Source organism: Rhizobium zaerense (genome assembly GCF_051810725.1).
Lineage (GTDB): Bacteria > Pseudomonadota > Alphaproteobacteria > Rhizobiales > Rhizobiaceae > Rhizobium > Rhizobium leguminosarum_I.
In genome coordinates this window covers 2567923-2580754 of the sequence record NZ_CM132690.1, presented here as the reverse complement: position 1 = coordinate 2580754, position 12832 = coordinate 2567923, and the positions used below count along the sequence as shown (strand labels likewise).

The 12832-nt window shown below is 60.5% G+C and carries 17 protein-coding genes; 12 read left to right on the top strand and 5 right to left on the bottom strand.

What is annotated here, in order from left to right; all coding sequences use genetic code 11:
* The first annotated feature begins 35 nt into the window (after window positions 1–35).
* The 4 genes from ACS4RR_RS12475 to ACS4RR_RS12460 all read left to right on the top strand — a co-directional run bounded on the left by ACS4RR_RS12475 (window position 36) and on the right by ACS4RR_RS12460 (window position 3033).
* Window positions 36–434, top strand: a complete 399-nt coding sequence (locus tag ACS4RR_RS12475; RefSeq protein WP_170280875.1) for a hypothetical protein — start codon at window positions 36–38, stop codon at window positions 432–434.
* A 109-nt stretch (window positions 435–543) separates the two neighbouring features.
* Window positions 544–1191, top strand: a complete 648-nt coding sequence (locus ACS4RR_RS12470) for a MarC family protein (protein ID WP_222294705.1) — start codon at window positions 544–546, stop codon at window positions 1189–1191.
* Between the two features lie 327 nt (window positions 1192–1518).
* A complete protein-coding gene (locus ACS4RR_RS12465) occupies window positions 1519–1719 on the top strand; it encodes a hypothetical protein (protein WP_260111034.1) in 201 nt (66 codons plus the stop codon).
* A 294-nt stretch (window positions 1720–2013) separates the two neighbouring features.
* Window positions 2014–3033, top strand: a complete 1020-nt coding sequence (locus ACS4RR_RS12460) for a GlxA family transcriptional regulator (protein WP_003540607.1) — start codon at window positions 2014–2016, stop codon at window positions 3031–3033.
* Window positions 3034–3100: 67 nt separating this feature from the next.
* On the opposite strand, the gene ACS4RR_RS12455 is transcribed toward ACS4RR_RS12460, so the two are convergent.
* The 4 genes from ACS4RR_RS12455 to ACS4RR_RS12440 all read right to left on the bottom strand — a co-directional run bounded on the left by ACS4RR_RS12455 (window position 3101) and on the right by ACS4RR_RS12440 (window position 6403).
* Window positions 3101–3418, bottom strand: a complete 318-nt coding sequence (locus ACS4RR_RS12455) for a hypothetical protein (protein ID WP_017964712.1) — start codon at window positions 3416–3418, stop codon at window positions 3101–3103.
* Between the two features lie 19 nt (window positions 3419–3437).
* Entirely contained in the window at window positions 3438–3884 is a 447-nt protein-coding gene (locus ACS4RR_RS12450; protein WP_017964713.1) for a CBS domain-containing protein, read from the bottom strand.
* A gap of 170 nt (window positions 3885–4054) precedes the next feature.
* Window positions 4055–5386: a diguanylate cyclase gene (locus ACS4RR_RS12445; RefSeq protein ID WP_011652402.1), complete on the bottom strand. Its 1332-nt coding sequence runs from the start codon at window positions 5384–5386 to the stop codon at window positions 4055–4057.
* 186 nt (window positions 5387–5572) lie between these two features.
* Window positions 5573–6403 carry a response regulator gene (locus tag ACS4RR_RS12440; RefSeq protein ID WP_032985103.1) on the bottom strand — a complete coding sequence of 277 codons (831 nt, stop codon included), beginning with the start codon at window positions 6401–6403 and terminating at the stop codon, window positions 5573–5575.
* A gap of 374 nt (window positions 6404–6777) precedes the next feature.
* On the opposite strand from ACS4RR_RS12440, the gene ACS4RR_RS12435 reads away from it, so the two are divergent.
* The gene (locus tag ACS4RR_RS12435; RefSeq protein ID WP_456188857.1) at window positions 6778–7761 is read left to right on the top strand and encodes a squalene cyclase; all 984 of its coding nucleotides are present in this window, start codon (window positions 6778–6780) and stop codon (window positions 7759–7761) included.
* Between the two features lie 103 nt (window positions 7762–7864).
* Here the strand turns inward: ACS4RR_RS12435 and ACS4RR_RS12430 are convergent, their stop codons facing one another.
* The gene (locus ACS4RR_RS12430; RefSeq protein ID WP_456188856.1) at window positions 7865–8389 is read right to left on the bottom strand and encodes a DUF6428 family protein; all 525 of its coding nucleotides are present in this window, start codon (window positions 8387–8389) and stop codon (window positions 7865–7867) included.
* A gap of 42 nt (window positions 8390–8431) precedes the next feature.
* Here ACS4RR_RS12430 and ACS4RR_RS12425 point away from each other — a divergent pair, with 42 nt between their 5' ends.
* Genes ACS4RR_RS12425 through arsK form a run of 7 tightly spaced genes read left to right on the top strand, consistent with a single transcriptional unit; the run spans window position 8432 to window position 12822 of the window.
* Window positions 8432–8788: an ArsR/SmtB family transcription factor gene (locus ACS4RR_RS12425; RefSeq protein ID WP_170276603.1), complete on the top strand. Its 357-nt coding sequence runs from the start codon at window positions 8432–8434 to the stop codon at window positions 8786–8788.
* A complete protein-coding gene (locus ACS4RR_RS12420; RefSeq protein ID WP_456188855.1) occupies window positions 8785–9315 on the top strand; it encodes an arsenate reductase ArsC in 531 nt (176 codons plus the stop codon). Before ACS4RR_RS12425 ends, ACS4RR_RS12420 begins: the two co-directional genes overlap by 4 nt.
* Window positions 9315–9758: an arsenic resistance N-acetyltransferase ArsN2 gene (gene arsN2 / locus ACS4RR_RS12415; protein ID WP_456188854.1), complete on the top strand. Its 444-nt coding sequence runs from the start codon at window positions 9315–9317 to the stop codon at window positions 9756–9758. Before ACS4RR_RS12420 ends, arsN2 begins: the two co-directional genes overlap by 1 nt.
* A complete protein-coding gene (locus tag ACS4RR_RS12410; protein WP_456188853.1) occupies window positions 9755–10462 on the top strand; it encodes an aquaporin in 708 nt (235 codons plus the stop codon). Before arsN2 ends, ACS4RR_RS12410 begins: the two co-directional genes overlap by 4 nt.
* Window positions 10459–10887, top strand: coding sequence for an arsenate reductase (glutaredoxin) (gene arsC, locus ACS4RR_RS12405; RefSeq protein ID WP_456188852.1), 429 nt, complete (start codon window positions 10459–10461; stop codon window positions 10885–10887). The genes ACS4RR_RS12410 and arsC overlap by 4 nt, the downstream gene beginning before the upstream one ends.
* Window positions 10862–11587, top strand: coding sequence for an arsenical resistance protein ArsH (arsH, locus tag ACS4RR_RS12400; RefSeq protein WP_017964722.1), 726 nt, complete (start codon window positions 10862–10864; stop codon window positions 11585–11587). The genes arsC and arsH overlap by 26 nt, the downstream gene beginning before the upstream one ends.
* Window positions 11584–12822: an arsenite efflux MFS transporter ArsK gene (arsK, locus tag ACS4RR_RS12395; RefSeq protein WP_170261988.1), complete on the top strand. Its 1239-nt coding sequence runs from the start codon at window positions 11584–11586 to the stop codon at window positions 12820–12822. The genes arsH and arsK overlap by 4 nt, the downstream gene beginning before the upstream one ends.
* Window positions 12823–12832 lie beyond the last annotated feature (10 nt).

Sequence of the window (12832 nt, the reverse complement as noted above, 5' to 3'; positions counted from 1 at the left end):
AGTGAACACAGACGAGAGCAATGGGAGTAAATGAAATGAAGATCCTCGTTATCCCTACGCACATGCTTGCGACACTTGCCGTCATCATGACGGTCTGCGCACCCGTCCTCGCTCCCACGACGGCCGAAGCCCGTCGCGGCGTAGCGGCATGCGGCCCGAGAGGCTGCGGTGCTGCGGCCTGCGGACCGCGCGGATGCGCTGCAGTCGGAAGCACCCGTCCTGCCGTTCGGCCGCCCGTCCGGCGCGGCGTCGTGGTCGTCGCCCCTCGCCGCTACTGGCGCCCGGGTACGGCAATCGCCGCAGGTGCTGCCATCGGCTTCGTCGCCGGAGCTGCCGCCGTTTCACTGGCAGGCACGCCGCCGCAGTCCGGTCAATGCTGGTACTACACCTCGCCCGCCAAGACGACGGGCTTCTGGGACGTGTGCCCGCGCTGAGCGATCCGGCGGAAAAACTGCCAGCTCGTTTGGTTCTCTTAGTCGCCTGCCCTCCCCTGAGTGGGGAGGACCTCAATTTCCAGGTCACAAATTTTAGAGGGTACGTTCCATGGATTTCACAGTCATCGATGCCGCGCTCGTCGGAAAACTTCTCCTGCTGCTTCTGGTCGGCCTGGGGCCGAAGATTGCCCTGGTGCCGTTTCTGGAGAAGACCCATGCCTTCGATACCGAAACCAAGGCGCGCATCGGCCGCCAGATGGTTTTGGTCGCAACGGTCACAGCCTTGATCCTTTTTGCCACCGGCGCTTTGCTGATGCGGCTTCTCCATATCACGGGCGGTGCCGTCGCCGTCGCCGGCGGTATCATCCTCGCGCTTATCGCGATCAAGATGGCATCAGGACCAACAGAGAAGCCGCATGAGGAAACGGGGCTTCCCGTCGATCCCGAAAAGATCGCCGTCTTTCCGCTTGCGGTCCCTTACCTGCTCAATCCTGTCGGCATCACCGTCGTCATCATCGCCTCCGGCGAAGTCGTCTCGATTGCCAGCGCGATACTCGTCATCGGCCTGATCCTGATCGTCGCTGCGTTGGACTATTTGGTATTTACCAACATCGACGCGCTCGCCAAGCGCATGAAGCCTGCCAGTCTGATCGTCTCGGAGGTCGTCTTCGGCATTCTGCTGACCGCAGTCGCAGTCCAATTGGTCGTCAGCGGGCTTGGCGGTCTTGGCATCATCACCCCAACCGCTGCGCATTAGATGCGGATGATTTGCGGCCGGCGGTCTAAAAAACTGAACCGGGATTTAAATCAAAAAGTGGAGCCGAAAGCCGCTCGGTTTTCGGCACCATGCTCAGCTGCGCATTTGCTGTCCCCCTGCGTGGAAAGCCCGAGGATTAAGGTCGGGAACAGACGACAATGGTGTCGCCACCGACCACCGGGCGCACCGCGATCATTCAATATCTCTGATGTTATCCATAAGTTCTATTCGTTTGAATGATGAGTTTTCAAAGCCCATATTGGGATCATGGACATGGACGAACCTCCCATTAACGACCATAGCCCTGACCCAAGAAAGGAATTGAAAATGACCACGCTCACCTATCGCGGTGGTGGTAAGTCCCTCACCTCCGGCCAAGGCCGCTTCGATCTGGGACATTATGCCCGTAAGCTGGTGCTCGCTTGGACGCGCTGGCAGACGGCCCGCGAAATCGAAGCCATGCCCTTCGACATTCGCAAGGATATCGGCTGGCCGAGCGCGGACGACAGCAAACACCGGACCATGTAATGAATGCGACATTCCTCCCAAAATAAGGGCGGCGTCTGCACCATGCAACGCCGCCTTTTTCGTGGCCTGACCGTCCATTCCTAAGCCATTTTCAACATTGAATTTCAGTCGCCTATCAGCCTGTCTTCTCCCCGCCCGCAGCCATTCCGGCGGTTTCACCGGCCAAATCGCGGGCGATGTCGCATATTTGCTCTTCCCGGCCGCATTTTTCCATGCCAGTGTCGCTTTCAGGACATCGGCGCGACGCATTCCGCGCAACGAATGTGTCATCGCCCCTCGAGCATGGATTTCGCTATGAACAGGATGCAGATCAAGAAGCGTTCGGTAGTCTTCTTTATGGTACCGCAATTCACCATGCTGCCCTTTTCGGCGGCCGTGGATACCTTGCGCATCGCCAATCGCATGCTCGGCTACCAGGCCTATACCTGGCGGCTGACCTCCGTCGATGGAGAAAAGGTCTATTCTTCCTGCGGCATCGGCGTCGAGGCAAATTCCTCGCTTGCCGAGGAGCGCCGTCATCTCGGCGGCGAAAACCGGCCGGGCATGGTGCTCGTCTGTTCCGGCATCGATGTCGAGCAGTTCAACAACAAGTCGGTCAATGCCTGGCTGCGTGAATGCTACAATCGCGGCGTCGCCGTCGGCAGCCTCTGTACGGGCGCGCATGTGCTTGCCCAGGCCGGTCTCCTGAACGGCAAGCGCTGCGCCATCCACTGGGAAAACCTGCCGGGCTTTTCGGAAGCCTTCCCACAGGCGGAGGTCTATGCCGATCTCTACGAGATAGACGGCAATCTCTACACCTGCGCCGGCGGTACCGCCTCTCTGGACATGATGCTCAACCTCGTCGGCGAGGATTTCGGCGAAAGCCTCGTCAACCGCATCTGCGAGCAGCACCTGACCGACCGCGTGCGCAACCCGCACGACCGCCAGCGTCTGCCGCTACGCGCCCGCCTCGGCGTGCAGAACGCCAAGGTACTGTCGATCATCGAACTGATGGAAGGCAATCTCGCCGAGCCGCTGTCGCTGATCGAGATCGCCGACGGCGCCGGCCTCTCGCGCCGCCAGATCGAGCGGCTGTTCCGTCAGGAGATGGGCCGCTCGCCGGCCCGCTACTATCTGGAAATCCGCCTCGACCGTGCGCGCCACCTCCTGGTGCAGTCCTCGATGCCCGTCGTCGAGGTTGCCGTCGCCTGCGGCTTCGTCTCGGCCTCGCATTTCTCCAAGTGTTATCGCGAACTCTACCATCGCTCGCCGCAGCAGGAGCGCGCCGAGCGCAAGATGACCATGGCGACGGCAAGGCAGGCGGTCGCCGCGTGAGACATCAAGAAAGGCCGCAACCGCCGCGGCCACTTGGACAAGTAACGATCTAACGGCAGCAAAACCGTCACTTCGGTTGCTGCTGCCCGGGTAGATCGTCGGGCCGAATGACCGGTGTCTTGCCTTCCTCCGGCGCGGGCTTGCTGAAATCGCTGTCCCCGGTCGGGGGCGGCTTCAGTACACCGTTGCAATCGTCCATCTTTTGCGACAACGAGCCGTCCTTGGCCGCCTTCCCGGCGTCCTCCGCTGCCGACTGATTGTTTTGATCTGCAGGCGATGCAGTGCAACGTTCCGAGCCGGCCGACGGTTGTTCTTTTGTCTGTCCAATAACGTTTGAACTTGAAAATGCGACCATCGCAAAGATCAATGCAGCTTGGATACGCATTGGCTTTTCCCGCGCCGCTTCAGCCTCTCGCGCCGCCGGTCTGGGAGTGTGCGCCACCTGGCCTGGAGATGTGGGAAAGCGCCGATGCTGCAGCCCCGTCACTGGACGTCACCGCGATGTCTCCAAGCGACAGGATGCCGACGAGGCGCTTGTTCCGATTGACAACCGGCAGGCGACGAATTTGTTGATCGCCGAGGTTCTCAAGCACGTCATTAACATCATCGTCTTCGAAGCAGTATTTCACATCGGCAGTCATCACATCCGCAATCTTGGCATCCGGCCCTTTGCCGCGGGCAACAGCGCGGACGGCAATGTCTCTATCCGTGATCATTCCCACCAGCCGGTCCCGATCGCCAACCGGAACCACACCCGCATCAATGTCTGCCATCATTTGTGCGGCATCCTGGATTGACTGGTCGGGGCGAGCGACCAGAACGTCGCGCGTCATGGCTTCCCTGACTTGCATGATGAATCCTCCGTATTTCGGTTGAATCCACTAAACTTGCGGCTCAGGCATTTGTTCCACGCCACCATCGCCAACAGGTTTTCGGAAACAAAGCCCAACGCAACGCCACCGGCACCGCCCACGCATTTCAGCTCGCGTTTTCGGATAGGCGAGCTGAGATGAGGTGCGCGCTATTGCGCCGCCTCCTCCGTCATCTTGGCGTCGGAATAGACCTGGTTGCGGCCCCTATGCTTGGCCATGTAGAGGAACTGGTCGGCGGCGTTGAGGTAATTCTCGAAGGTCTCGTAACCGGCGATCTCGGCGATGCCGATCGAGATCGTGACGCCGAGTTCCTCGTCGTCGGCCGTGACTTTCAGTCGCGAAATGTCCGACCGGATCTCGTCGCAGAGCTTGGTCGCGGCAGCGGAATCCATCTGAGGAAAGAGGATGGCGAATTCCTCGCCCCCGAGCCGCGACAGAAGATTGTCACTGCCCTCGAAGATCGTAAACAGCCTGTTTGCGACAGCCTTCAGCACCTTGTCGCCGATCTCGTGGCCATAGGTGTCGTTCAGCCGTTTGAAATGGTCGATATCGAGAATGGCGACGGAACTCGGCACCTTCAGCCGCAGGCACTCATTCACCAGCTTCGGGCCGTTGTCGTAGAAATAGCGGCGGTTATAGAGACCAGTCAGGTAATCGCAGGCCGCCGCTGCCCGGAGTTGCCGCATCTGCGCCAGCGTTTCGGCGTTGTTGGCGATGCGGCATTGCAGCTCCTCGGCAACGAAGGGCCGGTAGACGAAATCGCTGGCGCCGGCCTTGAGAAAACTCGCCGAAAGCATGCGGTCGTTGGAGGAGGAAACGCCGATGACACGCAGCCTGTCCGAACCGAAGCGATGGCGGATGCGCCGCGTCAGCTCATAGCCGCTCATATCGGGCATATGGTGGTCGGTGACGACGAGTTCGATATCGCTGTAGGCCTCGAGCGCGGCCAGCGCCTCGAGCCCCGAATTTGCCTCGACGACGAGATATTGCTGTGCCTTCAGCAGGTCGACGAGCACCTGGCGCGCCGAGACGACGTCGTCGACGACGAGCACCCGCGTCTTGCGGTTGGAGATCGCCCGCCGGACGGTGGCGACCAGATTGTCGAGCGCGAATTCATTGTCCTTCAGCACGTAATCGATGACATTGCGCTCCATGATCTTGTTGCGCGTGTTGAGATCGAATGTCGCAGTGAAGACGATTGCCGGGATATCGTGCTCGATCGTGCAGTCGAGCGCTTCACCATAGGGCGAATCCGGCAGGTTGAGATCAACGACGGCCATGGTGTAGCCGTGACCGTCGTCGGCAAGTTCCTTTCGAAGAGCTTTCAGCGACGGGCAGGATTTGACGGCAAGGCCGAGCTCCGTCTGGAACCGGTGACAGAGCACGGCGGAAAACATCCGGGAATCTTCAACCAGAAGTATCTTGAGCCCGCCGGAGCGCAGCCCGATGCCATCTCGCTGGAAATCCGCTTGAAAAGCCACAGCCCCTACTCCCCGATGCGTCCCATGGGCTCGACTCGGCCCTTTCCCCGGCGGGGACGATAACCGAGAGGCGTGTGCGAGTGAAGGGGATAAATAACGGCGACATTACCTGTAATTGCAGAAATTCTGCGACTGTCCCGGAGCGTGATATCCGGCCCCCTGGCGATACCGACACTGGAAGAGCCGTCAGGCAACCGCCCGTTCCTTGCGCATCGATTGAATCTGCAGCAGCGTATCAAGGTTCTGGTTGACGCGGCAGTAGAACTCCTCGTCGATGAAGGGACGCAGCATGAAATCATTGCCGCCGGCCTTCAGGAATCGTGCCGAAAGCAGCCGGTTCGAAGAGGAGGAAACGCCGATGATGCGCAGCTCGTGCGAGCCGATATTGGCGCGGATGCGCCGCGTCAGCTCGAAGCCGTCGATGTCGGGCATATTGTAGTCGGTGATGACAAGGCCGATATCGCGATTGCCCTTCAGGATTTCCAGCGCCTTGCCGCCGCTTTCGGCGACGCTGACACGGAAATTGTAGCGCTTCAGCCGGCTCGACAGCAGGGCGCGCGCAGTCGCACTATCGTCGACGATCAGCACGTGGTGGCGATGATTGGTGAGGAAGCGGCAGATCGATTCCGCCAGCAGGTCGACGGCGAAGATATTGTCTTTGAGGATATAATCGACGATATCCTTGGCCATCAGCTTGTCGCGCATCTTTTCATGGAAGGTGCCGGTGAAGACTATGGTCGGGATTGAGAGATCGACCAGATATTCGAGCGCTTCGCCGTTTTCGGCGCCGGGCAGGTTGATGTTCGAGATCGCCAGCGTGATCGGATCGGAAGACTTGTCGTAGGAAACCTGCAGATCCTCGAAGCTGCGGCAAATCTCGACATCGATGTCGAACAGCTCCTTGAGGCGTTTGCTGATCATCGATGTGAATACGTTGGAATCTTCCGCGACAAGAATACGCGCACCGGCAAACATTTCCCCGGAATATTGCATCCCCGAAATACCTAGAAACGCCATAGTAAACCTTTGATGTAAAATCTGTCCCCGGATCAAGCTGATAGATCAATTGATTTGAATAATTATTAATCGGCGCGCCTGGATATAAATGAAGAGGCGGCCCGATGGGGTCGCCTCCGATTTCTTTGCGGATATGATTAAGAAATCGGGCGCGAAGTGCCGCATTCTCGGCATCGAACGGGCTCTCGCCGACAAACGTCGCATTGTAGGTCGATGCGAGGATTTTGATCTTCAGCTTCGTTGCTTCCTTGCGTCGGTCCCGCCGCGACCACGTCGGATTTAGACAACTTCCCGCGCGCCCCTTCGGTTGGCACCGCTTGGCAGAAGCGATTATAAACAAACCATTCACCCCGACCCGCCGACAGGTTCGCCTCATGATCCAATCCGACCCGGTGATCGCATGGCTTCTCGACTCCGACCCGTCGATCCGGTGGCAGGTGATGCGCGACCTGCTCGACGCCACGAAGCGGGAATGGATGGCCGAGCGGGCCAAAGTCGAGACCGAGGGCTGGGGGGCCAGGCTGCTCTCCTGTCAGGACGAGGACGGGCAATGGGCAGGCGGCGCTTTCCTGCCCGCCGGTTTCGACCCTCGGGAGTGGAAGGAGCACGGCCAGCCGTGGACGGCCACGACGTTCTCGTTGTCGCAATTGCGGGAGTTCGGTCTCGATCCCGCCTGCGGCTGCGCCAGGCGCACTGTCAAATTGATCGGCGCCAACGCCCGTTGGGAAGAAGGCAGCCAACCCTATTGGGAAGGCGAAGTCGAAGAATGCATCAACGGCCGCACCGTCGCCGACGGCGCCTATTTCGGGATCGACGTCTCGCCCATCGTCGACAGGCTGGCCGGCGAGCGTCTCGACGACGGCGGCTGGAACTGCGAGCGGATCAATGGCTCTGTCCGCTCGTCTTTCGCCAGCACCATCAATGTGCTGGAAGGCTTGCTGGAATACCAGAGATCGACCGGCGGCACGCATCGGTCTCGAGAGGCGCGCAGGACGGGCGAGGAGTTTCTGCTGGCCCGCAACCTCTTCCGCCGCCTCGGCACCGGCGAGCCGGCCGACGAACGCTTCCTGCGCCTCCTGCATCCGAACCGCTGGCGCTATGACATTTTGCGCGCGCTCGATTATTTCCGCTCCAGCGCAATCCTGACCGGTACCCACCCCGATCCGCGCCTCGGCGAGCCAATTGACCACCTTCGTTCCAGACGCTTGCAGGACGGCACCTGGCCGCTCGACGACAGCCCTGCAGGCCGGGTGTGGTTCGAGGTCGATGACGGGCAAGGCAAGCCCTCGCGGTGGGTGACGCTCCGGGCGATGCGGGTGCTCAGATGGTGGGATGCCCAGCCCTCAATCAATGCCTGATGGCAGACCCAGCACGCGCAGGAAATGCACCCATGACTGACTGGTGGTCAGTCAAGATCCGATCTTGCTGCCACCCTGTCCTGCCGCGCGATCTTATGTGTCCTTACGCGCAGCAGCCGCTCGCGGCCGCTTGCGGCGCACAGCAGGCCGCCACCTTGCTGTTTTCCTCTGCCAGCCAGCGATCGCGCGGCTTGCAGCTTGCCGGCCGCGGCGACAGCGAAACATGGACGGCGCCGGCGCGAAGAACCGGCGTCGCCGCGCAATAAAGCTGCATTGGCCGCACGCCGTCGCTGACTTCGAAGGTCAGCTTCGCCGAACCATCCAGTTGCACGTGATCGGAAACCTTGCGGATGATTGCATGGAACTTGCCGGCCGGCATATGTGTGCGGTCGCCTTCCTCGATATCCCAGAGCTGGATGAAGATTTCCGCCCACGCTTCTGGATTGGCGCCGCAATCCAGGCCTGAGAATTGGCCCGCCTTGACCTCGGTGACATGATAGCCAGGCTTCACCGCCTTGCCGTCATAATAGAAAATCAGCGGAGAATCCTTGGCTCCGGTTAGCACACTGAGCAGCAGGCCGAGATCAATGTCGTTCTCTTGAATTTTGCTGTTGTCGATGACGTTCATTTGCGCTAATCCCCGCTTCAATGATTCAAGGATTATTGAAATATGGATCAACGTCAAGCCCTCATCGCATTCGGCGCGCTCTCGCAGGAAACCCGCCTTCACATCGTCCGCATGCTCGTGGTTTCGGGTCCCGACGGCATGGCCGCAGGCGCAATTGCTGAGAAGGCGGAGGTCTCGCCCTCTAATATCTCCTTCCATTTGAAAGAGCTGGAACGGTCGGGGTTGATCGCGCAACAGCGTGAATCCCGGTCGATCATTTACACCGCAAACTACGAGGCACTTGGTGGCTTGGTTCGCTTTCTGATGGAAGATTGCTGTTCCGGGCACCCGGAAATCTGCGCACCTGCCGCGGAGGTTGCGGCCTGCTGCGCCCCTAAAATGGAGGAGAAACTGCAATGACCACCGACCGCGTTTACAATGTGCTGTTTCTCTGCACGGGCAATTCTGCCCGGTCGATCCTGGCTGAATCCATTCTGGAGACCGAAGGCAAGGGTCGATTCAAAGCTTATTCAGCCGGCAGCCAGCCGAAGGGTGAGGTCAATCCCTATGCGCTGAAGGAGCTTGCGGCGCAGGGCTATCCAACAACCGGCTTCCGCTCGAAGAGTTGGGACGAGTTCGCCGAGCCGGGCGCTCCTGAGATGGACTTCATCTTTACGGTTTGCGACAGCGCTGCCGGCGAGGCTTGTCCCGTCTGGATCGGTCATCCGATGACCGCCCATTGGGGCGTCGAGGACCCCGCTGCCGTCGAGGGCAGCGAAGTCGACAAAGGCCGCGCTTTCGCACAGGCCGCCCGATTCCTCAAGAACCGGATCAGCGCCTTTTTGAGCCTGCCTCTTTCCTCGATCGACAAGCTCGCGCTGGAATCGCACCTGCGCCAGATCGGCACGATGGAAGGCGCCAGCACTAAACAGCCCAAGGCAAGCTGATGAGTTTCGATTTGAACCAGCAGGCCTTGGAGGGGCACGACGACAGACTTCGCGGCGCGCTCGCAGGCGCCGGACTTCCAGTCGACGACCTCACAGACGCCGGCCGAAGCTTCTATCGGTTTTCACGTGGCGGCGAGACGGTCGGCTTCGGCGGGCTGGAACTCTATGGCGAGACTGTGCTCCTGCGTTCCATTGTCGTGCTGTCCGATCAGCAAGGCTTTGGCTTCGGCCATGCGATCACCCTTGGCCTGCTCGATCAGGCCCAAAGGAAAGGCGCAACCGCCGCCTATCTGTTGACAGAAACAGCCGCCCCCTTCTTTCAATCGCTCGGCTTTCGTCCGATCGGCCGCGATGAAGCGCCAACCGAGCTCCTGACGACGCGGCAGGCCGCAAGCCTCTGCCCGGCATCGGCCGCCCTGATGGTCCGGAGCCTGCTGGCATGAGCGCGCCAGTGTTCCCGATGTCTCGACGACTGGCCGCCGAAGCGCTCGGCACGCTGTTGCTCGTGGCAACCGTCGTCGGCTCCGGCATCATGGCGGACAGGCTGACGGACGATACGGCGCTTGCGCTGCTCGGCAATACGCTGGCAACGGGGGCAATCCTCGTCGTCCTGATCACGGTCTTGGGTCCGATTTCCGGGGCTCATTTCAATCCGGTCGTGTCGCTGGTGTTTGCGCTCCGGCGCGAACTGCCTGCCTCCTCCGTTCCCGCCTATATCACCGCGCAGATCGTCGGCGGCATTGCCGGAACCATGCTCGCTCATGCGATGTTTGCCCTTCCCGTGCTGCAGGCCTCGGAAACCCTGCGCACCGGCGGCGCGCAATGGCTCTCTGAAGCGACGGCAACCTTCGGCCTCGTCTTCGTCATCTTAGCCGGCGTGCGCTTTCGCGCCGATGCCGTGGCATGGCTGGTCGGCCTTTATATCACCGCCGCCTATTGGTTCACCGCCTCCACGTCCTTTGCCAATCCCGCCGTCGCGATTGCTCGATCGCTAACGCACACGTTTTCCGGCATCCGCCCGATCGATCTACCGGGCTTTATCGCCGCTGAAGTCCTCGGCGCCTTGCTGGCGCTGATGCTTGCGGGATGGCTGCTGATGGAAGCCCGCAATCCCAAGACCCTCACCAAGACGGAATCCGCCTCATGACCATAGATGTTACGATCTATCACAACCCCGAATGCGGCACCTCGCGCAACACGCTTGCGATGATCCAGAACGCCGGCATTGAGCCCAACGTTATCGAATATCTGAAAAACACGCCGTCGCGGGAGCAGCTAATCAAGGTGATTGCGGATGCAGGTTTGAGCGTTCGCGAGGCGATCCGCGAAAAGGGCACGCCCTATGCGGAGCTCGGCCTCGACAACCCTGATCTTACCGACGAGCAACTGCTCGACGCGATGCTGAAAGACCCGATCCTGATCAACCGGCCCTTCGTCATGACGCCGCTCGGCACGCGCCTGTCGCGGCCGTCGGAACTTGTCCTCGAAATCCTGCCAGAAACGCATCAGGGCGCCTTCACCAAGGAAGACGGCGAGAAAGTGCTCGATGCCGGAGGCAAGCGCATTGTCTGATCTGCCTGCCATATCGCCAATGCATCTGCGTCAACCGGATGTGGACGCGCTCAGGCCGGCGTTCTCGACGCACAAGCCGCGCATCCTGATCCTCTATGGCTCGCTGCGAGCGGTGTCCTACAGCCGCTTCCTCGCACAGGAGGCCGCGCGGCTGCTCGAATATTTCGGCTGCGAAGTGCGCATCTTCAACCCGGAAGATCTGCCGCTGCCTGATGCGGCGCCGGCGAGCCACCCAAAAGTTCAGGAGCTGCGCGAATTGTCGGCATGGTCTGAAGGCCAGGTGTGGGTCAGCCCCGAACGTCATGGCGCGATGACCGGCATCATGAAAGCGCAGATCGACTGGATTCCACTGTCGGTCGGTTCGATCAGGCCGACGCAAGGCAAGACGCTGGCGGTGATGCAGGTCTCCGGCGGCTCCCAGTCCTTCAATGCGGTAAGCCAGCTCCGCATCCTTGGCCGATGGATGCGGATGATCGCAATTCCCAATCAGTCCTCGGTAGCCAGAGCTTTCCAAGAATTCGACTCTGACGGCCGTATGAAACCCTCGTCCTATTACGATCGCGTCGTCGACGTCTGCGAGGAACTGGTGAAATTCACGCTGCTGACCCGCGATGCCTCGAACTATCTGACCGACCGCTACAGCGAGCGGAAGGAAGAAGTCGAAAAGCTCGAACAGCGCGTGAGCCTCAGATCCCTATGACAATCGTCAGCACCGAACGACTGCCGGTAGCGGCCATCGCCGCGCTCGGGCTGACGCAGATCATCGGATATGGATCGCTCTATTACAGCTTCAGCATCCTCGCCCCCGACATGGCCCGTGATCTGGGCTGGTCATCGGAATGGATCTTCGGCGTGCTCTCTGTGGCCCTTCTGATCGGCGGTCTGGCCGCACCTCTCATGGGCACGTGGATCGATCGCTTCGGCGCAGGCAGGATCATGACGTCGGGCTCGGCGATTGCCGCCGCCGCCCTCGTCGCCTGCGCCTTCGCGCCGGGAAAAATCGCTTTCGTCGTGGCATTGATCGGCATCGAGATCGCCTCGAACCTGGTGCAATATGGCGCAGCCTTCGCCCTGCTGGTGCAGATCAGGCCGCAGGTCGCCCAGCGCAGCATCACGTATCTGACCCTGATCGCCGGCTTTGCCTCAACCATATTCTGGCCGATCACCACGGCGCTGCATGCGCATCTCTCATGGCAGAACGTCTATCTGATCTTCGCCGCGCTCAATCTCGTTGCCTGCCTTCCCATTCATGCCTGGCTCTCCCGTGGCGTCAGGCAAACCAGGAGACGGACCGGAGAGGAGGCTGCAAAACGCGTCGAGCCGAGCCTTCCGCCGTCGGTGCGCAGGCCGGCCTTTATCCTGATGGTGACGGGCTTTGCTTTGGAAAGCTTCGTGAACTCGGCACTTCTGGTTCACATGGTGCCTGTGATGTCGGCCCTCGGCCTCGGCGCCATGGCAGTGGTGGTCGGAACGCTCTTCGGCCCGTCACAGGTGCTGAGCCGCCTCATCAACATGGTCTTTGGCGAGAACTTGTCGCAAGTGATGCTCGCGATCATCTGCGCCATCCTGCTGCCGACAGCCCTTGCCATCCTGATCGCCACCGCACCCTCGGTGCCCGGTGCGCTGGTCTTCGCCGTCGTCTTCGGCCTTGGCTCGGGGCTTAACAGCATTGTCTACGGAATCTTGCCGCTCGCGCTCTTCGGAAGCGATGGCTACGGCCGGCGGCAAGGACAAATCATGTCGGTGCGTCTCGTCGTCTCCTCGATGGCGCCGTTCGCGCTCGCCTTCCTGATGGGCAATCTCGGCGCATCGTGGTCGCTGTCGATCGCTGCATTGCTCGGCACCGTCGCCGTTGCCGCATTCTTCGCCATCATGCGGCTGACGCGCCCGGTTGTTGCCCGGCCGGAAACTGTTCCCAATCCCGGAGAAGCTTGAGCGCATTAAT

What these genes read in the sequence shown, in the direction of transcription:
- arsC (WP_456188852.1), top strand. Translation starts at nt 10,459, where the DNA reads ATGACCATAGATGTTACGATCTATCACAACCCCGAATGCGGCACCTCG.
- ACS4RR_RS12470 (WP_222294705.1), top strand. Translation starts at nt 544, where the DNA reads ATGGATTTCACAGTCATCGATGCCGCGCTCGTCGGAAAACTTCTCCTG.
- ACS4RR_RS12460 (WP_003540607.1), top strand. Translation starts at nt 2,014, where the DNA reads ATGAACAGGATGCAGATCAAGAAGCGTTCGGTAGTCTTCTTTATGGTA.
- ACS4RR_RS12425 (WP_170276603.1), top strand. Translation starts at nt 8,432, where the DNA reads ATGGATCAACGTCAAGCCCTCATCGCATTCGGCGCGCTCTCGCAGGAA.
- ACS4RR_RS12435 (WP_456188857.1), top strand. Translation starts at nt 6,778, where the DNA reads ATGATCCAATCCGACCCGGTGATCGCATGGCTTCTCGACTCCGACCCG.
- arsK (WP_170261988.1), top strand. Translation starts at nt 11,584, where the DNA reads ATGACAATCGTCAGCACCGAACGACTGCCGGTAGCGGCCATCGCCGCG.
- ACS4RR_RS12440 (WP_032985103.1), bottom strand. Translation starts at nt 6,403, where the DNA reads ATGGCGTTTCTAGGTATTTCGGGGATGCAATATTCCGGGGAAATGTTT.
- ACS4RR_RS12420 (WP_456188855.1), top strand. Translation starts at nt 8,785, where the DNA reads ATGACCACCGACCGCGTTTACAATGTGCTGTTTCTCTGCACGGGCAAT.
- ACS4RR_RS12450 (WP_017964713.1), bottom strand. Translation starts at nt 3,884, where the DNA reads ATGCAAGTCAGGGAAGCCATGACGCGCGACGTTCTGGTCGCTCGCCCC.
- ACS4RR_RS12465 (WP_260111034.1), top strand. Translation starts at nt 1,519, where the DNA reads ATGACCACGCTCACCTATCGCGGTGGTGGTAAGTCCCTCACCTCCGGC.
- ACS4RR_RS12430 (WP_456188856.1), bottom strand. Translation starts at nt 8,389, where the DNA reads ATGAACGTCATCGACAACAGCAAAATTCAAGAGAACGACATTGATCTC.
- ACS4RR_RS12455 (WP_017964712.1), bottom strand. Translation starts at nt 3,418, where the DNA reads ATGCGTATCCAAGCTGCATTGATCTTTGCGATGGTCGCATTTTCAAGT.
- ACS4RR_RS12475 (WP_170280875.1), top strand. Translation starts at nt 36, where the DNA reads ATGAAGATCCTCGTTATCCCTACGCACATGCTTGCGACACTTGCCGTC.
- arsN2 (WP_456188854.1), top strand. Translation starts at nt 9,315, where the DNA reads ATGAGTTTCGATTTGAACCAGCAGGCCTTGGAGGGGCACGACGACAGA.
- ACS4RR_RS12410 (WP_456188853.1), top strand. Translation starts at nt 9,755, where the DNA reads ATGAGCGCGCCAGTGTTCCCGATGTCTCGACGACTGGCCGCCGAAGCG.
- arsH (WP_017964722.1), top strand. Translation starts at nt 10,862, where the DNA reads ATGCCGGAGGCAAGCGCATTGTCTGATCTGCCTGCCATATCGCCAATG.